The organism is Lysinibacillus sp. G1-3 (genome assembly GCF_056322905.1).
This window is the reverse complement of record NZ_JBWHYQ010000006.1, coordinates 65,558-91,257: the sequence shown is the minus strand read 5'-3', so window position 1 is coordinate 91,257 and position 25,700 is coordinate 65,558. Positions and strand designations below refer to the sequence as shown.

General features: G+C 37.0%; 19 protein-coding genes. 3 read left to right on the top strand and 16 right to left on the bottom strand.

Annotated features, from left to right (window positions below; all coding sequences use genetic code 11):
• Positions 1 to 312: 312 nt before the first annotated feature.
• The 10 genes from ald to ACVYAD_RS07620 form a co-directional block, all read right to left on the bottom strand.
• On the bottom strand, positions 313 to 1,458 hold the full coding sequence (gene ald / locus ACVYAD_RS07665) for an alanine dehydrogenase (RefSeq protein ID WP_349660503.1): 1,146 nt from the start codon (positions 1,456 to 1,458) through the stop codon (positions 313 to 315).
• A gap of 24 nt (positions 1,459 to 1,482) precedes the next feature.
• Positions 1,483 to 2,907, bottom strand: coding sequence for an aldehyde dehydrogenase family protein (locus ACVYAD_RS07660; RefSeq protein WP_476425605.1), 1,425 nt, complete (start codon positions 2,905 to 2,907; stop codon positions 1,483 to 1,485).
• Positions 2,908 to 2,929: 22 nt separating this feature from the next.
• Complete coding sequence (locus tag ACVYAD_RS07655; RefSeq protein WP_476425603.1) at positions 2,930 to 4,240, bottom strand: aminotransferase family protein; 1,311 nt, start codon at positions 4,238 to 4,240, stop codon at positions 2,930 to 2,932.
• A gap of 801 nt (positions 4,241 to 5,041) precedes the next feature.
• Positions 5,042 to 6,295, bottom strand: a complete 1,254-nt coding sequence (locus ACVYAD_RS07650; protein WP_476425601.1) for an ArgE/DapE family deacylase — start codon at positions 6,293 to 6,295, stop codon at positions 5,042 to 5,044.
• 77 nt (positions 6,296 to 6,372) lie between these two features.
• Complete coding sequence (locus ACVYAD_RS07645; protein ID WP_476425600.1) at positions 6,373 to 7,761, bottom strand: APC family permease; 1,389 nt, start codon at positions 7,759 to 7,761, stop codon at positions 6,373 to 6,375.
• A gap of 12 nt (positions 7,762 to 7,773) precedes the next feature.
• On the bottom strand, positions 7,774 to 9,078 hold the full coding sequence (locus ACVYAD_RS07640) for an APC family permease (RefSeq protein WP_476425598.1): 1,305 nt from the start codon (positions 9,076 to 9,078) through the stop codon (positions 7,774 to 7,776).
• A 481-nt stretch (positions 9,079 to 9,559) separates the two neighbouring features.
• Positions 9,560 to 11,191, bottom strand: a complete 1,632-nt coding sequence (locus ACVYAD_RS07635; RefSeq protein ID WP_476425596.1) for an amidohydrolase — start codon at positions 11,189 to 11,191, stop codon at positions 9,560 to 9,562.
• 157 nt (positions 11,192 to 11,348) lie between these two features.
• Complete coding sequence (locus ACVYAD_RS07630; protein ID WP_349660509.1) at positions 11,349 to 12,005, bottom strand: GNAT family N-acetyltransferase; 657 nt, start codon at positions 12,003 to 12,005, stop codon at positions 11,349 to 11,351.
• Positions 12,006 to 12,571: 566 nt separating this feature from the next.
• A complete protein-coding gene (locus ACVYAD_RS07625; protein WP_476425594.1) occupies positions 12,572 to 13,993 on the bottom strand; it encodes an NAD-dependent succinate-semialdehyde dehydrogenase in 1,422 nt (473 codons plus the stop codon).
• A 61-nt stretch (positions 13,994 to 14,054) separates the two neighbouring features.
• The gene (locus ACVYAD_RS07620; protein WP_476425593.1) at positions 14,055 to 15,431 is read right to left on the bottom strand and encodes an aminotransferase family protein; all 1,377 of its coding nucleotides are present in this window, start codon (positions 15,429 to 15,431) and stop codon (positions 14,055 to 14,057) included.
• 209 nt (positions 15,432 to 15,640) lie between these two features.
• Between ACVYAD_RS07620 and ACVYAD_RS07615 the strand changes: the two genes are divergently transcribed.
• The gene (locus ACVYAD_RS07615; protein ID WP_349660512.1) at positions 15,641 to 16,552 is read left to right on the top strand and encodes a LysR family transcriptional regulator; all 912 of its coding nucleotides are present in this window, start codon (positions 15,641 to 15,643) and stop codon (positions 16,550 to 16,552) included.
• 257 nt (positions 16,553 to 16,809) lie between these two features.
• On the opposite strand, the gene ACVYAD_RS07610 is transcribed toward ACVYAD_RS07615, so the two are convergent.
• From ACVYAD_RS07610 to ACVYAD_RS07595, 4 genes are all read right to left on the bottom strand, one after another.
• Positions 16,810 to 16,869, bottom strand: coding sequence for a hypothetical protein (locus tag ACVYAD_RS07610; RefSeq protein ID WP_476425808.1), 60 nt, complete (start codon positions 16,867 to 16,869; stop codon positions 16,810 to 16,812).
• A 211-nt stretch (positions 16,870 to 17,080) separates the two neighbouring features.
• Positions 17,081 to 17,872, bottom strand: coding sequence for a putative hydro-lyase (locus ACVYAD_RS07605; RefSeq protein ID WP_476425807.1), 792 nt, complete (start codon positions 17,870 to 17,872; stop codon positions 17,081 to 17,083).
• A gap of 260 nt (positions 17,873 to 18,132) precedes the next feature.
• Positions 18,133 to 19,350, bottom strand: a complete 1,218-nt coding sequence (locus tag ACVYAD_RS07600) for an NRAMP family divalent metal transporter (protein WP_476425805.1) — start codon at positions 19,348 to 19,350, stop codon at positions 18,133 to 18,135.
• Positions 19,351 to 19,390: 40 nt separating this feature from the next.
• The gene (locus tag ACVYAD_RS07595) at positions 19,391 to 20,155 is read right to left on the bottom strand and encodes a LamB/YcsF family protein (RefSeq protein ID WP_349660514.1); all 765 of its coding nucleotides are present in this window, start codon (positions 20,153 to 20,155) and stop codon (positions 19,391 to 19,393) included.
• A 276-nt stretch (positions 20,156 to 20,431) separates the two neighbouring features.
• Here ACVYAD_RS07595 and pxpB point away from each other — a divergent pair, with 276 nt between their 5' ends.
• Together pxpB and ACVYAD_RS07585 are read left to right on the top strand one after the other, a co-directional pair.
• Entirely contained in the window at positions 20,432 to 21,172 is a 741-nt protein-coding gene (gene pxpB, locus ACVYAD_RS07590; RefSeq protein ID WP_476425591.1) for a 5-oxoprolinase subunit PxpB, read from the top strand.
• On the top strand, positions 21,163 to 22,152 hold the full coding sequence (locus ACVYAD_RS07585; protein WP_476425590.1) for a 5-oxoprolinase subunit C family protein: 990 nt from the start codon (positions 21,163 to 21,165) through the stop codon (positions 22,150 to 22,152). Before pxpB ends, ACVYAD_RS07585 begins: the two co-directional genes overlap by 10 nt.
• Before the next feature lie 87 nt (positions 22,153 to 22,239).
• Here ACVYAD_RS07585 and ACVYAD_RS07580 read toward each other — a convergent pair whose 3' ends face one another.
• Both ACVYAD_RS07580 and ACVYAD_RS07575 read right to left on the bottom strand, forming a co-directional pair.
• Positions 22,240 to 22,998 (bottom strand): IclR family transcriptional regulator, encoded by a 759-nt coding sequence (locus ACVYAD_RS07580; RefSeq protein WP_476425588.1) that lies wholly within the window; start codon positions 22,996 to 22,998, stop codon positions 22,240 to 22,242.
• Between the two features lie 652 nt (positions 22,999 to 23,650).
• Positions 23,651 to 24,922 carry an MFS transporter gene (locus ACVYAD_RS07575; protein ID WP_476425587.1) on the bottom strand — a complete coding sequence of 424 codons (1,272 nt, stop codon included), beginning with the start codon at positions 24,920 to 24,922 and terminating at the stop codon, positions 23,651 to 23,653.
• Positions 24,923 to 25,700 lie beyond the last annotated feature (778 nt).

The following is a 25,700-nucleotide window of genomic DNA, read 5'->3' as shown; positions in this document are numbered from 1 at the left end:
ATAAAAAGACAAGGTGCTCACTGTAAGGATTAAGGGTTTTCATAAATGTGCTTGATCTGATGTACATGGTGGATTGGTATAGCCAGATCAATATATGGAAAAGAATCCATGGTAGAGGGTTTCCGTGCGAAGTTTGATAAGGTTGTATCAATATTAAAACGGAATATTAAAGTTGTATTTCAAATTTCCCCTTCTTTGCCAAAGAAAAAAGCACCTCCACATCAAATAGAAAAGAAAGTGAAAGCTTGGTAGATTACATTCCCCACCAATTTTCACCTTCTTTTCATTTCAAAAAACATTATTTCTCTTATTCTATTTAACTGCTAACGCCGAAGTTGAATCTGCTGCTAATTCTACTTGTAGATCCGTATAAGGTAATCCATGTGCATCAGCTACCGCTTTATATACTATTTTTCCATTTACTACGTTTATCCCCTTCGCTAAAATAGGATTATCTAAAGCAGCTTGGCGATAGCCTTTATTAGCTATTTGCAAACCGTATGGAACAGTTACATTTGACAAGCCCATTGTTGAGGTACGCGCGCAAGCACCTGGCATATTCGCAACTGCGTAATGCACAACACCGTATACTTCATAAGTAGGATTACTATGAGTAGTAATTCGATCAATTGTTTCAATAGAACCCCCTTGATCTACCGCTACATCCACTACAACAGACCCCTTTTGCATTGTTTGAATCATTTCTTTTGAAACTAATTGTGGTGCACGTGAACCTGGAATTAGCACAGCACCAATTAACAAATCTGCTGTTTTCACTGTTTCAGCGATATTGTAGGTATTTGATGCAAGTGTACGAACACGTCCTTGGAACATATCATCTATTTGACTTAAGCGTGTAATATTAACGTCTAAAATTGTTACGTTTGCACCTAATCCTACTGCCATTTTCGCAGCATTCGTCCCGACAACTCCAGCACCTACAATCACTACATTTCCAGGTGCAACACCAGGAATACCACCTAAGAGAACTCCTTTTCCTCCTTTTGAATTTTCTAAAAAATGTGCACCAATTTGTACAGACATTCGGCCTGCAACTTCACTCATTGGTGTTAACAACGGTAAGGCACCTGAATCTAATTGAATTGTTTCATAAGCAATTCCAGTAACTTTACTTTCAAGCAAAGCTTTCGTTAATTCTGGCTCAGGAGCTAAATGTAGGTATGTGTAGAGAATTAGATTCTCTTTAAAATATTTGTACTCCTCCCGAATTGGCTCCTTCACTTTAATCACCATATCAACATCCCAAGCTTCCTTAGTCGATTTAGTAATTTGAGCGCCTACATCTAAATAATCTTGGTCTGTAAATCCACTACCTAGCCCTGCACTCGATTCAATTATTACTTCATGACCACCTTTTTTGTAAGCTACAACACCTGCTGGAGTAATTCCTACTCGATTTTCATTATTTTTTATTTCTTTAGGTACACCAATTATCATTATATTTTTCCTCCTACCTATTTTTTATTTGTTTTGGTTTATAACTACAAGTTTCATTTCTGTCATTTCCTCAATTGCATACTTCAGTCCTTCTCTTCCCATACCACTTTCCTTTACGCCACCATATGGTAGATGATCTAAACGGAATGTAGGAATATCATTTATAATGACACCACCTACATGGAGTTTTTGCGTTGCCTGTAAAGCAACATGGATATTATCTGTATAAATACCAGCTTGCAAACCATATTTGGAGTCATTTACTTGATCAAATGCCTCTTGAATAGATGTAAACTTCATAATAGATACGATTGGTGCGAATACCTCCTGACAGGAAACCTTCTGCTCCGGTTTTACATTTAATAGTACTGTAGGTTTTAAGATATTTCCTTCAGATTCTCCACCAGTTGCAATAATTGCCCCTTGCTCCTTTGCTTCTGCAATCCAACTTAATGTTCGTTTTACATCTTGTGGACTAATTAAGGCTGAAACATCCGTTGTAGGATCTAAGGGATCACCAAGTTTCAACTCTTTTGTAGCTGTTACAAATTTATCTACAAACAAATCATACATTTTTTCGTGAACATAAATTCGTTGAACTGAAATACATACCTGCCCTTGGAATGTAAATGCACCGGAAACGACACGTGAAATTAATTTATCAATATTTACATTTTCATCGATAATAACAGCCGCATTAGAACCCAATTCAAGCGTTACTTTCTTAAGACCTGCTTGATTGCGTATGCCAATACCTACAGCGGGGCTACCTGTAAAAGAAATCTTTTTCACGCGATTATCCGTGACTAATTTGTTACCAATTAAAGAACCTGCACCAGTAACGATGTTTAACGCACCCTTCGGTAATCCTGCTTCTACTAATAATTCACCAATAAAATAGGAAGTTAATGGTGTTTGACTTGCAGGTTTTAATACAACCGTGTTTCCTGATGCTATTGCTGGCCCTACTTTATGAGCTACTAGATTCATTGGGAAATTAAAAGGTGTAATAGCTGCCACGATGCCTAATGGTTCACGAACCGTATAGGCAATGCGCCCGTCTCCACCGGGGGCAGCATCCACAGGAATTGTTTCTCCGTGTATTCGCTTTGCTTCTTCAGCAGCAAATTTATACGTTTGAATTGTACGCTGAACTTCAGCTTTGGCGGTTGTAATAGGCTTGGCAGCTTCTAGTGCTATTAGCTCTGCTGCTTCTTCAGCACGTGCTTCTAATAAAGAAGCTAATTTTTCAAGAATAATCGCACGCTTATACAAAGGCATATTCGCCATCGTTTTACGTGCAGCATCGGCAGCTACTAAAGCCGCTTCTACTTCCTCGACATTTGCCTTCGGTATTTCTGCAATGACCTCGCTACTATATGGAGAGCATAATTGTGTATACTCTGCTGCTTCCACCCAATCCCCATTGATAAATAAATTTTTCCTCATTATAATTACCTCACCTTTCGTATTACAACTTATTTGCCAATACCTGATTCTCTACTTCTTGAATCGCTTGTTCTAGAATATCTAATAAATCTCTTAACTCCTTTTGGCTTATTGATAATGGTGGTGAAAATACAACAATATCTTGAGCTTCTAGTACAACAGAGCGACATATTAATCCCAACTTTGCTGCCTCTGTCACTATTTGCGGAGCGAGGAGTCTTCCATCATAAGAGATTTCTATACCTGCCATTAAACCTAAACCTCTTGCATCTACAATAAATGGGTACTTCGCTTGTAATACTTTTAACCCTGCTAATAGCTCTTGACCACGAATTTCTGAATTTGCTACTAAATTATCTTTCTCTATAATTTCAATGTTTTTCAACCCAACTGCACAGGCCATTGGATGACCACTATAAGTGTATCCATGCAATATAGTTCCTTCTGATAACTCAGAAAATTCTTGGCGTATTTTCTCTGAGATCATTACACCACCTAATTGTGCATATCCACTAGTAACACCTTTTGCAAAGCACATCATATCCGGTACCACATTAAAATGTTCCATTGCAAAGAACTTACCCGTCCTACCAAATCCTGTGATAACTTCATCTGTTATCATCAAAATACCGTACTCATTGCAAATTTCACGAATTTCTTTGAAATAATTATCCGGTGCAACATGCACCCCCCCTGCACCTTGTACTGGCTCGGTGATGAAAGCAGCTATTGTTTCTGGACCTTCAGTTTCAATCAAATCACGTAAAGCCCGTATGGAGAAATGATCTACGAATAGAAAATCCGGTGCATTTGAATTTGTAAAATCACGAAATCCTTTTAAACCCGTCGCACTTGTAGCACCGATTGCCACCCCGTGATAAGATTTCGATCTTGAGATAATTTTTTTTCGAGAAATTTCCCCTTTTAATATCCAATAATGACGAGCTAATTTATAGGCGCTATCATTGGATTCGGAACCACCGGACGTAAAAAATGTAGTATTTAAATCACCAGGTGCTAATTCTGCTAACTTTTTTGCTAATAGAATAGCAGGCTCATTACTAAACGTTGCAAAACAAGAACTGAAGGCTAATTTATCCATTTGTACCTTCGCTACTTCACCAAGTTCTGTTCTACCATGTCCGATATTCACATTCCAAAGTGAAGACATACCATCAATAACTTTTTTACCTGTAATATCATACAGATAAACACCTTTTCCTTCTGTAAAAATAAATGCCGGTCCATTTTCAGTCTTTACTGGTGAAGTAGGGTGTAGAAAATGCTTTTGGTCTAACACTTTAAGTTCTTCAACAGAATAATCTCTTTTCATAAAAATACATCCTCTCTTTTACATGTTTTTAAACAATACACTCACAATTAATAAACAATAAGCTTGCCAACTACTAAAATGTGATTTACTTACATCTTGGAAATTAATTATTTTAATATTCAATTAATTTCGATCATAGGAATTGTTTCATCAGTTTAATTGTTAAGAGAGATTTGTTTTATCAAATAGTTTTCCACACTAAGAATTTCCTGATTAAAAGATTTTTTAGTGTACAAAAAATCCTCACTTATTCGTTTGGTTGTACTAGCAGTGCTAGGCTGATTATTCATAAGTGCCTCTTCTTAATATTTATTAAATGGTTTTCGATCGCCTTGTACGATCAATTACGCTTGGAGTAATTGCGTCCGGATTTTGAATTGTTCCAGCACAATTCATACCTTTGAAAATCCGTGACTTCCGCCGCAGGCTTTAGGCCAACACGATGTTGGTCACTCAGTCGTTGCCACAGGACGTGGCGTTCTTAGACTGAGTTCCTCTATTTCAGTAGGTGTTTGGACACCCACTGAAAAGGTACCAAAATCGCATTCATTCTCCACCTATAGAGGTGGGAGTTTTCTGCTGAATAAAGATAAATAGTCATGCGATTCAAAAGACGACATTTATAGAAGTTGCAAAGATTGTTGCATTTCTTGAGTCATTTTTAATTTTAAATCTAATACCAATTGCATCAGGCTTACTCCCATTTTCCATAACATTCCTAATCATTCAGTTACCCAAGCTAGAAGCATTATGAGAAACACAATATTAGTTTGAAAGGGTATTCCCAAAAGTTAACGATGATTAACTCTCGCTCCACTTAATAATATAATTTGCCAAAACATTAGTTACTTCTACTACGCTATCTAAATGAACACATTCATCTGGTCCATGCATATTTTCTCCAATTGGCCCAAAGCACAATCCTTGATTTCCATAATACTGAGTAAATCGTGCATCATTTCCTCCAGCTCTTCCAACCATTATTATTTTATGTCCCATAACATCTTCTGCATTTTCGATGAATAATTTTACAAAAGGGTTCTCAGGATCTTGGTACCATGGCTCCGTTGACCATCCAAACCATTCTATTACAGGTGGATTTTTATCCATCCACTCATCTCCTAAGACAGATTTCATAATCGTGTCTTGTACTAGTTGCTTAATTTCTTCGCGAGTTTCCCCTGGGATAAAACTAATTCTTCCTTCGAGGATCGCTTCTCCTGGAACCGTCGATACCCAGTCACCAGCCTTTAGTACACCTAAGTTTAAGTGAACGGACTGTCCAGACCCCTTTTCAAATAAATCAAACTTAACATTTTTCGCACGCCATTCACTTAATTCTTCCAGCGCACTAAGGATTTTCATCATTTTTGAAATAGCATTTATACCTTCATGCGCTAAACCAGCATGCGCTGTTCTTCCCTTTACGTACACTCGGAAATACATAATCCCCCCATGACTTATTGTCATATTCAAATTATGTGGCTCTGTCGAAATGTACCCATCTGTTACGAAGCCTTCTTCCAAACATGCTAAAGCTCCGCCTCCACCACCAGCTTCTTCTTCTATTACTGAATGTAGCTGAACATCTCCAGCAATTGGATAACCCAAATCAATTAATGTTTTCAATGCGAACCAATTTGAAATAAGTCCTGCTTTCATGTCGGCAGAGCCTCGACCGTATAACTTATTTCCAATAATATCTCCACTCCATGGGTCCATCGTCCAGTTTGAATATGGTTCTGGAGAAACAACATCTACATGCCCATGAATCGTTAATGACTTACCATCGGAGACACCTTTATGTATTCCGATAATATTTTTTCGGTCTTCAAACGGAATACCTGAATCAATAAACGCTTCATGAGCTGAAACCTTCTCATATTTTGGTTCAATCTCATGCAAAATCAAGTTAAGTTCTTCATATTTTTTTTTCATGTATAATTGCATCTCTTGTTCATTACCAACAACGCTTTTTATACGTACGACATCTTGAATTGTTTTAAATAATTCTTCTTTATTTTCTTCTATATACAGTCGAATTTTTTCTTTCAAAGCAATCACTCCTTTATTTACTTCTTGTGTCATTAAAAAGAGGAAGATTATCTAAGAGATTCTCATCCTCTAAATAGTTAATTCAAGACTTTAATCTTATCTTCATTAAAAATCTCTTTATCTAATGACTCCAAGTCATCAATAGAGTCCATGCTTCCAAGTTCTTTTTTAAAGAATCTTGTTATAAACAGCATGTAAATGATTCCGATTATAAGCCAAACGATTCCACCTATAAATGCATCAACGTGTAAATGATACCAAAGAACTCCGGTAGCTAATGCTCCGAAAGTTGGCATAATTAAGTACTTAAAGGTTTCACTGCCTGATCTCCTTTTCTGACGAATATAGAAATGAACAATAACAGATAGGTTAACGAATGTGAATGCAATTAATGCCCCAAAGTTAATGACTGAAGCAATTAATTCTAAATTTGGTCCTATTGCAAATAATGATACAATTCCCGTCAAAACAATCGTAAAAACAGGCGTTCTAAATTTAGGGTGTAAGTATCCGAAAGTTTTTTTAGGTAGTACACCATTTCTGCCCATAACAAACAGCAAACGAGAAGCACTTGCATGAGATGCAAGTCCTGAAGCTACAGTAGCAGCGAAAGCTCCTGCAATGAAAAGCAGTTGGAATAACTTCCCTCCTACATATAGACCAATTTCCGGCAATGTATCATCTACATTTTCAAACACAGAAACATCAGGGAATAATGCTTGTGTAAAATAAGAAGCAATAAAGAAAATACCCCCACCGATTAAAACAGTTAGAAGGATTGCACTAGGAACTGTTGATGTATCCTTTGCTTCTTCCGTATACATTGTTATTGCGTCGAAACCGATAAACGAGAAAGCTACTACTGTTGCCCCAGTTAAAACGGCTATTAATTTCACATTTTCATGTGATAGTGGATGAATCGTGAATAAAGTACCATTTCCCATACCTTGATAAAGTTGTACAGAAGCAAGTATTATGAATATACCTATTAAACAAATCGTGAAAACAACGAGTATAAAGTTTAAGCTGGATGTTGATTCCATACTATAAGCATTAATTGCAGTAACTACAATGACATAAGCAAAAACCCAAATCCAAACAGGTACATTTGGAAACAGAGATTCCATATATATTCGAATAATTAATGCATTAACTAAAGGTAATAATAAATAATCTAATAACGATGCCCATCCTACGAGGAATCCTAGGTGAGACCCCATTGTTTCCCGGGTGTATGTATATGCTGAACCAGCAGCCGGGAATACCTGTACCATCTTTCCATAACTAATCGCTGTCAATACCATTACTAACAAGGCGACAAAATACGCCATTGGTACTACACCATTTGTTAATTTTGATACAATTCCAAACGTATCAAAGACCACTGTAGGCGTCATATATCCTAATCCCAGTGCAACAATTGACCAAACACCTAATGACCTTTTGAGCGTAGTGTTATCTGTCATTCATCCATCCCCTTACATATTTTTAGCTGCTTCATTAAACTGCGACGAATCAATCTCATCTGTTTTGAGCACTGGTGGTTTATACTTAAGACCTTTTGTCATAAATAATAAATAAATAACACCAATTCCTAACCAAACACTACCAAGAGCAATCGAGTAAACATCTAGGTTGAAAAGCAAAGAAGTTGTAAGTACTGCTCCGATTAATGGAAAAATCAGATAGAAGATAATCCCCTTTAAGGAGCGTTCTTTTCGCTTACCGTAATATAAAAAAATAACGGATAGATTCACAGCAGTAAATGCAAGTAAGGCGCCAAAGTTAATGAAAGACGCGACAAAGGTTAGACTTAAAAACAATGCAGATAATGATAAAAAACCAATTAATAAAATGTTGTTAGCCGGGGTTCTCGTTCTTTTATTTAGTTTTCCAAAAAAATTTTTAGGTAATTGTCCATCTCTTCCCATTGCGTATAATACACGTGCAGCACTTGCTTGAGATGCGGACGCGGAACCAAATACAACCACTGCAGTTTTTGCTAGGAATGCTGCTTGTAAGGCATTCCCGCCTACTAGGAAAACAATTTCATAGGAAGCAGAATCAGCATCTTTAAAACTCGTATAATCTGGCCAAACATTATGTGCAAAATAAGATACGACTACAAAACATAATCCCCCAATTATAGTTACTAAAGATATTGCACGCGGTATGTTTTTCTCCGGATTTTTTACTTCTTCTGAAAAAGTAGAAACTGCATCAAAACCGAGGAAAGAGAAACATAATAGTGCAGCACCAGCAACTATATACTTAAATGACTCCTCAGTATTAATAAAGGGATCAAGATTAAATAAAATGCCAGTCCCGGTTCCAGTTACTATTGATTTAACTGATAAGATGCAAAAGACAATTATAAATAATGCTGATAAGCCTATTACAATCATGTTGATATTTGCGCTTAACTTTACACCTCTAACATTTACAAACGTCACAAGAACTATTAATGTAAATATCCAAACATACTGTGGAACTTCAGGTATAGCAGCTGAGAAGAAAATACCAAATAGTAAAAAGTTAACCATTGGGATCAAGAGATAATCCATTAAAATTGCCCATCCCACTAAGAAACCAACATGAGAATTAATCGCTTTTTGCGCGTAGGTATAGGCAGATCCCGCAATGGGGTACGCTTTTGCCATTTGACCATAACTATGAGCCGTAAACATCATCACAATTAATGCAATTACATACGATCCAGCGACCATACCATGAGATATTTTAGAGGCTATACCGTATGTGCTAAACACTGTAGTTAAAGCCATAAAGGCCATCCCAGTAACAACAACAGACGTTAAAGAAAGCGATCTAGACAAATTAACTGGATGTTTTATTTTTTTTCACTCCTCGAATAGTAATTAAAAAATCTTCTTAGTAAAATGATCAATTAACTAAAATAGTAGGTTAGTAGACTGATTCACTATCAATTTCGCCTTGGCGTAATTGCGTCCGGATTTTGAATTGTGCCCAGGCCTGCACGATGCAGGTCAGTTAGCCGTTTTCGCAGGATGCGAAGGGTTTAGGCTAACATCCTTTTTTCATTCCTTTCAAAATCCGTGACATCCGCCGGATGCTTTGGGCCAACAAATGTTTTTTGCGCGAAAGCGTAGTGCTAACGTAGCGTCAGCAGCATGATGTTGGTCACTCAGTTGTTGCCACAGGACGTGGCGTTCTTAGACTGAGTTCCTCTATTTCAGTAGGTGTTTGGACACCCACTGAAAAGGAACCAAAACCGCATTCATCTCACTACCTGTAGAAGTGGGAGTTTTCTGCTGAATGAAGATAAACAACTTCACCATCCATAATTGTTAACAAAACTTTCGTTTGCAGAATTTCTTTATTTTCTACTTCAAAGAGGTTTTTATCTAGTACAATAATATCTGCTAATTTTCCAACTTCTAATGTACCCAAATCTTTTTCTCTGAATGTGCTGTATGCTGAACCTTTTGTATACGCTTTCAACGCTTCTGCGAGTGTTATCTGCTCTTGACTATTCCACTCATAATCACCAGTAAAATCTAATCTCGTAATCGCATGGAAAATTTCTTTAAAAGGATCTAATGTTGTTATTGGATAGTCTGTACCAAAAGCAATATACTCGACTACGTCATATAACGTTTTACATAAATACGTATAAGGATCTTTTTCTTTACCGACACGCAATGTATGACTTTCTTTCGGCATCAATGCTAGATGAGAAGGCTGTACAGATGGAACAACCCCCAATTCTTTAAATCTCTTAATATCTGTCGGATGAATCACTTCAATATGCTCTAGCGCATGTCGTGAATCTCTCACACCATTATCCATCCTTGCTGCTTCAAATATATCTAGAGCAAGCCTTACTGCTCCATCACCAATTGTATGGAAGCGAATTTGAAATCCTTCTTTGTCGGCTTTTGTCACCCAGTTTTTGATCGTTTCTACAGGAAAAGCAGTACTCCCTCGTGTTATAGGTTTGTCTAAGTAAGGATCTAACATGTATGCGGTATGTCCAGTTACAACGCCATCAATAAACTGCTTAAGTCCTGCAAGCTGTAATTTTTCGGAATTGTACTTTTCACGCATGCTTATTGCTCTATCTATATCATCATTTAACTCAGGGTAAAGATGAATTCGAGTCGTAAGTTTTCCAGCTTCATCATATGCCTTATACATATCGAAACTATTTAACTTATCAAAACTACTTGCAAACAAATCATTTACTGATGTAATGCCTAATCGAGCTGATTTTTTTAAGAACTCTTCAAACAATTCTTCTTTCCGTTTATCCGGAAATGCGAGAGCAATATCCACAACCAAATTCATTGCTGTTTCAAAAAGAATTCCTGTGATTTCATTATTTTCATCTTTTTGGATCGTACCATTAGGAGGGTCTTCAGTTTCATTTGTAACCTTAGCATTTTCAAGTGCTAAACTATTAACCCACAAATAATGACCTTCTGCGTGGAAAAGAATAATCGGGCGATTAGGAACTACTTTGTCTAAAGAAAAACGTGTCGGCAAGCATTTCTCTGCCCAATTTGTATGATCCCATCCATAGCCTATAATCCACTCATCAGCATGAACGTTTTCCGAGAATTGCTTTACTAAACTAGCAACTTCTTCTTCCGAATAAGCATCCGATAAATTGATACTTGCATGCGAGAAAAGACTACCAAACATGAGATGAAGGTGCGCATCATGAAATCCTGGCATAATGAGTTGGTTGCCATAATGATATTCCTTCGTGTCTAAACCTATAAATGGTTTTATTTCCTCCATCGAACCTACCGCAATGATTTTGTTACCTTTAATCGCAATAGCAGCTGGCTTTGCTTCATTTTCTAAACCTGTAAATACTGCTTCACTCGAAATAACTTTATCAGCGATAACCATATATAACTCCTCTCTTTACCTAAGATTTACTTCTAATGGAACTCTTATAACAATTAATTGAAAGCGCTTACATAACTAAAGAAGTTAAATAATCGCAATAAACAATGGCCATCCACTGTTCGCCTATTAAAATAGGCGAACATAACGGACAAAAGACTCATACTAATTTAAGCTTGTAAACTGGATTTTTCCATTCCAAAAGCGTTGCATATTCTAATGACTCAACATCCCCAGGTAAATAGCCTGGCATTACTTTATTTAATACGTATCCGTTTTTCAATTGGAATGTTAATACAGGATCATATATTTTCCCTTTCATTACCTCTAGTACATACTCATCTGCACTCATCTGCTCAGCATATTTATAGTAAAAAGGTATACGACCACCTACTAAGATATTTTCTAAGTTAAGTTTCTCACATATTCTTTTTCGGCCATCGTACAAATGACGTCCCAATTGTAACCCTCTAAAATCTTCGTGTACTCCAATTTCAATACCATATAGATTTCTACCATTAGGGTTATGATTTCGAATAAATCCTAAATCACAGATTTGAAAATATGAGTGACTATCTCCGTAATCTTCAAAATTTACAATTAGACTTAAGGCGGTTCCTACAATTTTACCGTTATATTCTAAACAAATTTGACCTTCTGGAAACAACTCAATCTGACTTTCAAAATGCTCATATTTTAATGCCATATCAGGTCCAAAACACTTCATAGAAAGTGAGGCGACTTCAGCAAGATCCTCTTTTAAAATATTGCGGACAACTATTTCTTGTCCATTATTTTTTAAATTTACTTGAGACATAATAAATCCTCCCTCTTATTTTATTGAAATTAAATTAAAGTTTCAGGTGTGTTGATTAACTAATTTTATCTAATTCTAATGAAGGAAAAGGTTGATTTCCGCTACGGGATACTCGCTTTCCTGCGGGCGAGCGTCGAGTAGCCCTTCTCTACAATCTATAAAATTGGAATTATTTATACGGTAAATTTTATTAGGAAGCTGAGGAATAAGGGTGAAATTATTCAATAAACCCCTAATCAACACGCCTGTTAAAGTTCATTACTTTATTAATTGTGTAGATTTAATCACATCCTTTATAAACTAAGTATGAGGAAAGTAAATCTTTGGCAGAATGCAGAAAAGTCTACCACAATATGCACTTGATTTAATGTAAATCTTATGCCATGTAAGCACATGGAACGAAAGGGGCGACTCCTTGGGGATTAGCGAACAACTTGAGACCCCGCAGGAGCGTTAGCGACGAGGAGACTCAAGGTTCGCCCCCAGGAAAGCGTCCGCCTGTAGTGGAATGTGCTGTCAAGTACACACTTTGATATAGAGCCCCTAGATTAGTAACAATTTTTTAATTACTTTATAAAGATCGATACAAACTTCTTCTCCAAGTACTCCTCAAGTCCGTACCAACCGCCTTCCTTCCCCATTCCGCTTTCCTTCATACCACCAAACGGAGCTTGTATAACCACTGGAGCTGGATCATTAATACCAACAATCCCGAACTCTAAAGCACGCATCATTCGTAAGCCTCGACCAATGTCTCGCGTATAACAATAAGCTGCAAGACCATATTCAGGATGATTTGCTCTTTCAACTACCTCTTCTTCCGTCTTAAATGTATAAATTGGTGCAACTGGTCCAAATGTTTCTTCTGTTGTAATCTTCATATTATCGCTTGCATATTGAATAACTGTCGGCTCAAAGAAGTAACCGCTTCCATTATTTAATGTAAATACATTACCACCCGCTATTACTTTACCATCATGTTTCACAGCGTCTTCAACTTGACTTTTCACTTTTTCAAGAGCCGCTTTATTAATTACTGGACCGACATTTACGCCATCTTCTAAACCATTTCCTACAACTAATTTAGATACCTTTTCAGCTAACTTTCCTGAGAATTCATCAGCTACAGTTTCTGCTACGTAAATCCGGTTGGTGCTGATGCAAGTTTGACCTGCGTTAATAAACTTAGACACTAAGATACCATTAACTGCTGCGTCAATATCAGCATCCTCAAACACAATATACGGTGCGTGTCCACCAAGCTCCATTGATATTTTCTTCACTGTATCAGACGAATCACGGATAAGTTTTTTCCCCACACGCGTCGAGCCAGTAAATGTGATTTTACGAACGTCTGGGTTACTCGTCATCTCGTTCCCAATTTCTTCAGCTGGGCCAATTACCAGGTTTGCAACTCCAGCCGGTAGTCCAACTTCATGAAAGCATTCGAATACTTTTATCGCCGAAAGAGGAGTTAAGTCAGCCGGTTTTAAAACAATCGTACAACCTGCAGCAAGTGCAGGTGCAATTTTTCTTGTAATCATCGATAACGGGAAATTCCATGGTGTAATAGCTGCACATACCCCAACAGGTTCCCGAATCACCATTAAGTGTTTTTCAGCTGCAGATGCAGGAATTGTTTCCCCATAAATTCTCTTAGCTTCCTCTGCATACCATTCTAGATAGCCGATTGCACCTGCTACTTCACGAGTAGCATCTGGTAAAGGCTTACCATTTTCAAGCGTAATCGTTTCAGCTAATTCTTTTGTTTTTTCTTTCATCAATTGAACCACTTGAAACAGGTAGTTGCTGCGCTCATTTCCAGTTGTCTTACCCCAGAATTCAAATGCTCTCTTCGCACTTTCGATTGCTTCTTTAGTTTCAGTTTTACCACCTGTAGCAACCGATCGAATTATTTCTCCTGTCGCAGGATTTGTTACATCTAATTTATTTCCTGTATCTCGCCATTCACCATTTATATAAAGCACTAGAGAACCTCCCCTTTTTTAACTATAACCACCACTACTCAACTTACTTTATAGGAATAGTTTAGTTGCGTGTATTCTTAAAAGCAGTAATCGAATCGTCTATAATTTGAATCATTTTTTCAATTTCTTCTTTGTTAATAATAAGCGGTGGCGCAATTGCCACAATTTGGTTATACGCCCCAAGCGCTCTTACTATTAATTGGCGATTAAAACATGCGTCAACTACCGCATTTGCTGGGAAAACAGTTGGATCAAACAATTTTCCACTTGTTGGATCTTCATAAAGTTCAAATGCAGCCAACAGACCAATTACTCTGCAATTTGTTACAATACTATGTTTTTCAGCTAAGTAATCTAAACCTTTTTTAAGTTCTTTCTCCATTTCGTTTACGTGGTCAATAATATTATCACGCTCTAGTATTTCAATGTTTTTCAGTCCAATCGCACAAGCAGTCGGATGGCCACTATATGTGAAACCATGTGGGATAACAGCATCGAATTTAGCAATTGTTTCTCTAATTTCATCATTCATCATGACACCGCCAAGTTGCGAATAACCACTCGTAATTCCTTTTGCAATTGACATCATATCAGGGACAACATTCCAGTTGTTTATACCAAACATTTTCCCCGTACGACCAAATCCACAAATAACTTCATCTGCCATGAAAAGGATATTGTGCTCGTCACAGATTTTACGAACTGCTTCTAAGTAACCTTCTGGTGGAATATTAACTCCGCCCGCTCCTTGCACAGGTTCAATAATAATTCCTGCAATCGTCTCCGCACCTTCTCTTTCAATTGTTCCACGGATAGAATCTGCATAGTTCGGGTCACTTTTATCACCTAACTCGCTGTTTAATAGGTGGGCTGTTGCACGAACAACTCCATCTATATTTGATGATGCGAACTTGTGGTATGCTGCAAGACCAGTAGCTGTTTGCGCTCCTATTGTTACACCGTGATAAGCATTCGTTAGCGCAATAATCTTTCTTTTTTCTGATTTCCCTTTAAGCTCCCAGTAGAAACGAGCTAATTTAATTGCTGTATCATTTGATTCTGACCCACCAGAAGTGTAGAATATACTATTTAAATCTCCTGGTGCTAACTCAGCTAATTTTTCAGCAAGTAGAATGGATGGTTCATTTGAGAATCCTTTAAATGATGATGCATACGCGAGGGTAGATAATTGACTATTACCAGCATCTGCAAGTTCTTGATTCCCATGTCCTAAGTTCACGTTCCAAAGCATTGACATCCCGTCGATGTATTCCACATCATCTGTACTTGTAACTGTAACGCCTTTACCTTTAACAAAGATAATAGGTGGTCCATTGTCAATTAGAGCCTTCGGATTTGTAGCTGGATGTAGTAAGTGCTTTTTGTCCAGTTTAGCTAACTCTACAGTTTTTGATTGTTGAGTAATTTTAGTTGTCATTGATAAAACCTCCATTTATAAATTAATAATTTGCGATTGGATAGACACACTCTGCTATCAACTAACTTCAAACTGAAATACAATTCAGAACCATTTTTTAACTATTCTTAATTATGAAAATATTATATCTTTACATTTTTATAATGTAAATTATAATATTTATATGACTTCCATATATTTTATGAATACTAAAAGGAGGAGTTATCAAAATGAACCTTCATCGTTTACATTGTTTTATTACAGTAGTAGAGGAAGGTAGCATTACAAAAGCTGCTACTGCACTGCAAATGACTCAACCTCCCTTAAGTATTTTAATTAGAAAATTTGAACAAGAATTAAATGTCACTTTGTTTAATCGTTTAGGTAGATCTCTTGAGTTAACACCAAGTGGCGTATTTTTATATGAAAAAGGAAAAGAATTACTTGATTTATCTGAGAATACGGAGAAGAAATTAATCGAGTTTCATGAAGGAATTAGAGGTACTGTGAAATTGGGTTGTACTACTTCAGCAAATCTATTTATTTTGCCAAATGTCTTTAAAAAAATTCAAAAGGAAACTCCTAACATAGTTACACATGTTCGCGAAGGTAATACATCATATATTTTAGAGGAACTAAGAAGTCATAAAATAGATATTGGAATTGTCCGAACTTCCGTGAGAGCGGAGGACATCCATACTTCAACACTACTAACAGAACCTTTACTTTTAGCTCTTCCACCCAACCATCATCTATGTGAAAAAGATTCTATTGATATTGCAGACTTGAGAAACGAACGATTTCTTTTAAATACAACATCTTATGGATCAGGTGTTGCTGATGATGTGATCGAGGCATGCCAAAAAAGTGGATTTACGCCTAATGTCGTTTACTGGGGGACAGAAACATTACCAACACTTATGATGGTAATGAAAGGCGCAGGAATTTGTTTTGTACCTAGCTGTTTCAAGCTACTTAATTCTCCTGATTTACCGGTACTTAGACCACTAGCAAATCCAGTGTTACAAACAAAACTTAATATAATTACACTTAAGGATCGTTACATGACATCAATTTCCAAACGATTTCTTGCGATTACCGAAGAGGTTGCAGAGAAAATGACAAGCATTTTCAATGATTAATGTGCTTTAAGTAATGGCGTTCAAGTCGAAACATTTGATATATAATGCATAATAAGTAAAAATAAGCACTCTCACTTTAACATCAGTTAAGGTAAGGGTGCTTTAACTTACCACCTGCTAAAGCAGGTGGGTTTTGTCATGAATGTCCACGACTAAAGTCTTTTTTATCTAAGGCTGAAGCCCTTCTCAAATCTCTTGTGCTCAAGCACACTAAAAATGGACTAAACCCATTCTTCAATACAAAAATCATCATTGTTTTATTTAATCCAACGGAAAAAACTTTCAATCGACCAACGAGATTTATACATGTTGGCAATATCTTAAGCAATGTTTTCTATTAAACTTGTCACGACCCGTATTTCTTTCCCCTCAAGATCCATGAATTGAACGACACCCTGACGCTTTTGAAAAAAATTCAAGCTAGTGAAACTTTACTAATCGTAAAATTTCACCAGCTTTTTAGATTTCAGAAATTGGTTTTGTCCATCCTCTTGACGCTTACTATAAATAGATGTCCTCGAATATACTTTAAAGTATGCTCAAGCTTGTTTCCTTTATATCAGTGATTAGCATATGACCCGGTGCATGAGTAATGATAATAGAAGGTTTACTTTCCATTGCTACTGCCTGAGGGGTTACGCCACAAGCCCAAAATACGGGTATTTCCCCTGGCTTAATGGATACGGCATCACCGAAATCTGGTTTTGAAATATCCGTAATACCGATTTGTTCTGGACTACCAATATGAATTGGTGCACCGTGTACATTTGGAAAGCGCGAAGTAATTTGAATTGCACGAATCGCATCCTCTGGTGTCATTGGACGCATACTGACAACAGTTGGTCCTTCAAACACACCTGCTTTTTCACACGCGATATTTGTTTTATACATTGGCACATTACAGTTTTCTTGAATATGTCTTATTGGAATACCTGCTTCAAGAAGAGGTGTTTCAAATGTAAAGCTACACCCTATTAAAAAACCTACCATATCCTCTTCCCAATAATCTGTAATATCTAATACTTCTTCAGTTAAAATACCATCCCGATAAATACGATATTTCGGAATATCCTTGCGAATATCTGCATTTTCAGCAATTTTTGAAGGGTTAAATGATCCAGGTTCTGTCACGTCTAATAATGGGCATGGCTTTGGGTTTCGCTGACAAAATAGTAGAAAGTCAAAGGCATGCTCCTTCTTCAAAATCACTAAGTTTGCTTGTGTAAATCCAATCGACATGCCAGAAGTTGGTCCAGAAATTTCTTGATTGCGAATAAGTTTACGGATTTCATTCGGCTCTAAAGCACTATACGTTGTCATCATCAATTCACTCCTTATCAATTATGCCTTGGCGTAATTGCGTCCGGATTTTGAATTGTGCCAGCACAATTCATTCCTTTGAAAATCCGTGACATCCGCCGGAGGCTTTTATTTTTATTCAGTAGGTGTTTGGATACCCACTGAAAAGGTACAAAAATCGCATTCATCTCACCACCTATAGAGGTGGGAGTCTTCTGCTGAATAAAGAAAAAATAACCATCCATGAAAAGATGCACATGGATGGATGGTTGGTTGTTAGATTAACTAAAAATTTTAGGGATTTCTTCAATTAATGTATTAATGCTGAGATATCCCATAAGTACAACTACAATTGCTCCAGTTACAGTTAACCAACGTGGATGCTTATATGTACCAACAATTTCTTTTTTGTGTGCAGCAACTAATATAATGCCAAGTGCTAATGGTAAAACCAGTGCATTTAATGCACCTACTAAAATTAACACATTAACAGGCTTTCCAACCAAGGTAAAAGTTGTTGTTGAAATGACGATAAATGCTATAATCACCCAATTATGATGTTTCTCAATGTTAGGGTGGAATGAACGAATAAATGAAACGGATGTATAAGCTGCACCTACAACAGAAGTAATCGCTGCAGCCCACATAATCATACCAAACATACGATATCCAATATTACCCGCAGCTAGTTGGAAAACAGATGCAGGTGGATTGGCAGGATCAATAACTAAACCTTTTGAAACAACACCAAGAACTGCTAAAAATAAAGCAACACGCATTACGCCAGTAATCAATATCCCTGTCACAGAGCTTTTTGTTACTTCTGGCAAGGATTCTTGTCCTTTGATGCCAGCGTCCAAAAGGCGGTGACCACCAGCAAAAGTAATATAACCACCAACTGATCCACCAACCAAAGTTACAATCGCAAACCAGCTAATTTCTTTAGGCCAAACGGTGTTCACAATCGCTTCTCCTACAGGTGGTGAAGTTTTAAAAGCAACGAACAGCATGAGTAAAATCATAACACCACCAGCAATTTGCGCAACCTTGTCCATTGCCTTCCCTGCTTCTTTATAGATAAATATAAAAATAGCAAAAAGTGCACTTACAATGGCACCCATAGCTGGATCTACGCCAAGCATTGCATTTAACCCTAATCCAGCTCCAGCAACGTTCCCAATATTGAATGCTAAACCACCTATAACAATCATAATTGCAAGGAGAACACCTAATCCTGGTAACACCTTATTGGCAATTTCTTGCCCTCGTAAACCGGAAACAGCAATGATTCGCCAAACGTTTACCTGTGCGACAATATCTAGAATTAATGAAATTAAAATTACAATTCCAAAGCTAGCCGCTAATTGCTGTGTAAATACTGTCGTTTGTGTTAAAAAACCTGGTCCGATAGATGAGGTAGCCATTAAAAAGGCAGCTCCTATTAACACACTTTTACTTGCAGTTTTCTTAACAAATTTACCTTTTTTCTCTTGCTCGATTCCCGCTTCACTAACTTCCGATTTTTTTGCTACCATTGGCTTACCCCTCCTTGATTGCACATACTGATACTTGATGTTCTGCTAATCTTGAATGAATATATTCTGCAAATTGTACAGCATGTTCCCCATCCCCATGAATACAAATAGTATTTGCCTGTAATGGGACATCGATTTGCTGTTGTGACAGCACAATTCCCTCTTTCACCATTCTCACGACTTGATTCACAGCTTGTTCCTTATCGGTAATCAATGCATCAGGTTGTTTACGAGATGTTAAAGAACCATCCTTCTGATAGGTACGATCTGCAAACACTTCATGGGCTGTTTGAAGCCCTACTTTTTCTCCGGCTTTTGTTAATTCACTACCAGAGAGACCGAATAACACAAGTGAAGGTGAAATATCATAAATGGCTTGTGCGATTGCCTCAGCAATTGCTGGATCTTTAGCAGCCATATTATAAAGTGCACCATGTGGCTTAACATGCTGCATAGTTTCATTGTAAGTCGTTAGAAAACCTTGCAATGCTCCAACTTGATAAATAACCATATCATAGGCTTCCTGTGGTGTGATGTTCATCTCACGTCGTCCAAAGCCATTTAAATCCGGTAATCCTGGATGTGCCCCGATTTTCACACCATTAGCAATGGCTAGCTTAACTGTCTCTCGCATGACTGTTGGATCTCCAGCATGGAATCCACAAGCAATATTAGCAGAGGTTACATATTTTAAGATTTCTTCTTGCTCTCCAAGTCGATAACGACCAAAACTTTCCCCTAAATCACAGTTTAAATCAACTCGAAACATCTTCTTCCCCCATTTTCTTCCCACTAAAATAGTTACACTGAATACGTTTACAAACATTTTGTACCGATATTCGGAACTTAAGTTTTGAAATTTAAAAAAATCTTAACATATTTTATTGTTACTGAAAAGTATGAATTTGAAATTTTGAGAAATAATTTTTTTTTTTAAATTTTCATTTAAATTAAACTTGTTTTCGTTTATTGTTTAAATATAATATTAATAATCCGTTATTTAAAACTTACATACCGAATTACGAAACTTCAGGAGATGGTTTTTATGATGAATTTAAAAGAGAATGTACAGATAAGACCTTTGAGTGATTCTGCACTAGTCATTCATGTAGGTGAAGGAATCAGTGAGGCAAATCACAACAAAGTTAAAAATATATTGAACTTATTAGAAAGAAATCCATTTGAAGGATTCATCGAGGTTGTGCCTGCCTATAATAATGTGACGGTTTATTACAATCCGATTGAAGTATACTTTTCAAATATAGGAAAAAAAGGCGAAATGCCTTACGAAAAGGTGAAAGCAACAATTCTTTCTTTAATGAATCAATCTCACATAGTTGAAACAAGCAAGGAACGTGTCGTAAAAATCCCGGTAGTATATGGTGGTGAAATGGGACCAGATTTAGAATTTGTAGCCTCTTATCATGGTTTAACACCTAATGAAGTTATTAACATTCACTCTTCTGTAGAATATCTTGTTTACATGATAGGCTTTGCTCCAGGTTTTCCGTTTATGGGAGGAATGGACAAACAAATAGCAACACCTCGTAAAGAAACTCCACGGTTATCGATTACTCCGGGATCTGTTGGAATTGCGGGAAATCAAACAGGTATTTACCCATTAGAAACTCCAGGGGGATGGCAAATCATCGGACGAACACCTTCTCGTTTGTTTCTACCTGAACAATCTCCTCCAACCTTATTACAACCTGGTGATCGAATTCAGTTTGTACCAATTTCGTTGGAAGAATATAAGAGCGAATGGGAGATGAAAATATGGGCATAAAAGTATTACAGCCAGGAATGCTGGCAACCATTCAAGACCTAGGAAGATATGGGCTACAAAAGTTTGGTGTTATTGTCGGAGGAGCAATGGATTCAAATTCCTTACGAATCGGGAATTTACTTGTTGGAAATTCGGAAGGAGAAGGCGCACTTGAGGTGACACTTTATGGAACATCCCTTTTATTTGAAACGGATGAACTGATCGCAATTACAGGTGGTAATTTGAAACCTACAATAGATGGCAAAGAAGCACCCATGTGGCGACCACTTTTAATTCAAAAAGGATCTGTTTTAAAATTTAATACTGCGATTAGTGGTTGCAGAGCCTACGTATCGTTTAGTGGCGGAATTCAAGTGCCCGAAGTGATGAACAGTAAAAGTACCTACATACGTGCTGGAATTGGAGGATTTCAAGGAAGAAAATTGCTGAAGAATGATGTCTTTGAATTAGATAGACGATCAGAGTTAGGAGAGGCTCTTTTTGAACAATTAAAAAAAGAACCAACGTACCTTCCTTGGTCAGCTGATTACACATCCTTTGTTACATTTAAAAAAACGCAAACAATCCGCTTTATAAGAGGCTCTGAATATGAGCATTTCGATAAGGAGAGTTTAAAAAAATTCCTTTCAACACCTTACACTATCACAACGCACGCAGATCGAATGGGCTATCGATTAGAAGGAGAAGCTATTCAATTAAAAGAGCCATTTGAATTATTATCCGAAGGGGTTACATTTGGAACGATTCAAGTGCCCTCCAATGGGCGACCTATTATTTTAATGGCAGATCGACAAACAACTGGTGGATATCCTAAAATAGCTCAAGTGATTGCTGCCGATTTGCCATCACTAGCGCAAATGCAAGCAAATGGTAGAGTCTATTTTAAAGAGGTCACTCTGGAAGAAGCTCAATTGGCATTAATTCATCAAGAAAAAAAACGAAATGAATTAGCATTTGGGCTCCGTTTAAAAAGGTTATAGCATATTTAGATAATAATATTTTCTTAAAAATCAGCAACTCCAACACAAAATGGGTAATCTCAAATAACTTTTGAGACTACCCTTTTTTTAAAGCTGTTCATACCCCAATTGTTTAGAAATTTGTGCGGTAGCCTTCTTAAGTTTATCGACGAAGATTTCAACGTTGTCCCCTTGATAATTGGTTTCTAGTCCCGCAATACTCATTGCCGCAACGACTTCTCCTTTATGATCGTAAATCGGTGCTGCAACAGCAGATGTATAATTTTCTAATTCTGAATGGCTGATTGTATAACCAAGTTCTCTAGCCTGCACAATCGTTTCAAAAAGCCTTTCTTTTTCAGTAATCGTCCCCATTGCAAATGATTTAAGTTCTACCGATTCAAGATATTCCTTTATATCTGCATCCGGTAAAAAGGATAATACAGCACGAGGGCATGCTCCTGCGTAAAGAGGACTTTTTCTACCAATTGCTGTGTAGAGTCGAACTTTTTGCTTCGTATCTATTTTCTCGATATAAACAGCATCGTCACCATCACGAACGATTAAATTAATCGCTTCTTTTACATCATTATGTAACTCATTCATAATTGGTTCTGCAATTTTTCGCACATCTAGGCGCATTGATACTAGATGTCCAAATTTAAGGAAGAGAATACCTAACCTATATTTTGCATCAGTTCCCTTTTCTAAAAATTCCATTTCCTCAAAAGATTTCAACATGCGAAAGGCTGAGGTTTTAGGGATTCCTGATAATTCAATTACTTCTTGAAATGTCAGTTCAGTATGATCGATAAATAAATTTAATATATCCATAGAACGGATAACCGTTTTATTATTATTTGTCAATTTAAGTTTTCTCCCCCTTCTTTACTAGATTTAATCTAATCATAATTTTTCTTTTCTTAATTTATAATTATACCTAATATCTTACTGTTTTTATATACCCTGGCTCTTCAGCAAAACGTGTGATTGATTTCCGTTCCGGCTGGGCGCTTTGTCGCTGTCGCCTTGCTTTCGCGCAGATAAAACATTTGTTGTTGCTGTCGCTACGCTTGCGCACAGATAAAACATTTGTTGCCGCTACGTTAGCACTACGCTTTCGCACAGAGCAAAGCTTCCTGGGGGCGTCGGGGCAACAGGATGTTGGTCACGAAGGCGTTATCACAGGACGTGATGCTTTTAGCCTTCGTTTCTCTACCCGCTTCGCTTCGCTGCAGGGTCTCGGGCCAACAGATGTTTTTTGCGCGAAAGCGAAGCGGCAGCAGCACCGATGTTGGTCACGAAGGCGTTATCACAGGATGTGATGCTTTTAGCCTTCGTTCCTCTATCGCTAATCCCCAAGGAGTCGCCCAGCCTCCACTCCAATCAACTTATATACAAGGTATACGTTTAACAAATGTCATCCACAACTTTTGGAGATAAGCCTATACCCTGTAAATCAGGTTAGTAAAGGAATAAAAAACAGGAGCAAAGAATGGTTGCTTTGCTTCCATGCACTTTACCCCTGCTTATTATTCTTATTTACATTCTGATGTTTTTCCTTAAATAAAGTCACTCCAATCAAACCAACGATGGAGAAAATAACTGGCGTGATAAAACCATAGTAATAGCCATCAAATAGATTTCCTGAAGTTGATTGAAAATGATCCAATATATATCCAAAAATGATGGGTAGCAAAACAGCACTTAGAAAGCCGCCCGTATTCGCAATCCCTGAAACAATTCCTGATTCCTCCAGTTTAAAAGATTGACGTACAGCTGCAAAGGTTAATGCACTTGCCCCATATCCAAAGCCAATGATAAAGAAAATAATGATTAGAAAGAAAAAGGAAGGATGCCCATTGCATAAAAGGAAAGAAAACCAACCTAAAAAAACAATGATATGAACGACAATATACGGTTTTTTTATTGTTTCTAACCGACTTGAAATCCAACTAGCTAGAGGTGCTCCAATAAGTGCCCCTATAAGACCGATCATAATCAGTTGGCTGGCATCTGAACGAGTCATATCATACATATTCATCCCATATGGTACTGCCCACGAACTGATAAACCCTACATAACCGCCGACTACCCCAAAATGGCAACAGAATAGAGCCCATGCTTGCGGATTAGTAAATATTCTTCGTAGTAAAACGGATGTTTTTTCACGTTGCACTTCTGCTGTATATACTTCTTGCTCATACCCATAAATTTGTTTTGTTTTTTTCACAAGTACAAAATAAAGGAGAAGGCCACACAAACATAATAGTAGTCCTACTGAGAAAAATGTTACCCTCCAACCAAATAAAAGTATCCACGTGGAGTAAGGTACTGTCGCCAATAAGAAACCAAGACTTCCTGTCATGCCCGCCAGGCCAATTAATCGAACAAATTCCTTTGGTTGAAACCATTGGGCCAAAATTAGTACCATGTTAACCCATATGGTCGCATCCCCTACCCCAGTTAGTATTCTGGCAAAAAACAGGACGAATTCATGTGTACCCATACTGTAAATAATTGTCCCTAAACCCGTAAGAGTAGCACCAATAATTAGAAAAAAATTCGGCCCAAATCGATCAGCTAAAATCCCCATCGGAATTTGCAAACTCGTGTAGACAAAAAATTGTATACTCGTCAATAACCCAATCGTTGATGCTGTTACATTAAAATCATTCATCAATTGGTCTGTAATCAGTCCTGGGGCGGTTCGTTGACTAGCCATTAACAAATAAGTAAACAATACAGAAACAAATACAACCCATCTATATCTGCTATTTTGTTTGTCCAATGATTTCTTCCCCTATTAGCTTTTACTCTATATATATGAATTATAGGTAACGTTAAAAACCAGTTTTCTAAAGTAGTTTTATAATTCGAATTTGGTTGAAAATGCTTGGTTATAGTTCTCAATGTTCAATTTAAGGCTTAAATCCTTTTTGAGTATTAACATGTCTCCCTACACTTTTATGAACATACTTTTTTGGAGCTACAATATCCATGCCATCGGAGAAGTACTTATTGTAGAATGAAAGATCATATATTTGATTACATTATTCATCCATCATTTCGTGTAATGATTCATATGTCCAAATTACATTTTGTTCGGTTTAAATTTTTTAGTCACTTCTCTATTCTTTCTTCATTATTTGTGTATTCCCTAATAGATTATGAATAAAATCCGTGTTATTGTACCAAACATTCTTTTACAGACAGAACGAAATTTAAGCTTTGATCTTGGTCGCTGCCCTTTTATGACATTATATTTGGCTAACAGTGGATCAAAATAAACACTATGAAATTCCTTACCACCTTCTAACACTAATATTTTCGGTAACTTGAATTTCTCTTAACGCATTCTCTAAAACCATCATACAAGATCGTTAATTAGGTGGATATAATGTAAATAGCACGCTAGTGAACTACAGCAATATATTAACGTAATACTTCGACAGAGTATGTATATATTGAGATTGATTTCATTTGTTAAGGTGTATCCGTAATTACTTAAAATCACTTTATACTATTTGATATCCGATGGTATCAATGTAGGAGACGGCGGGAGTCGA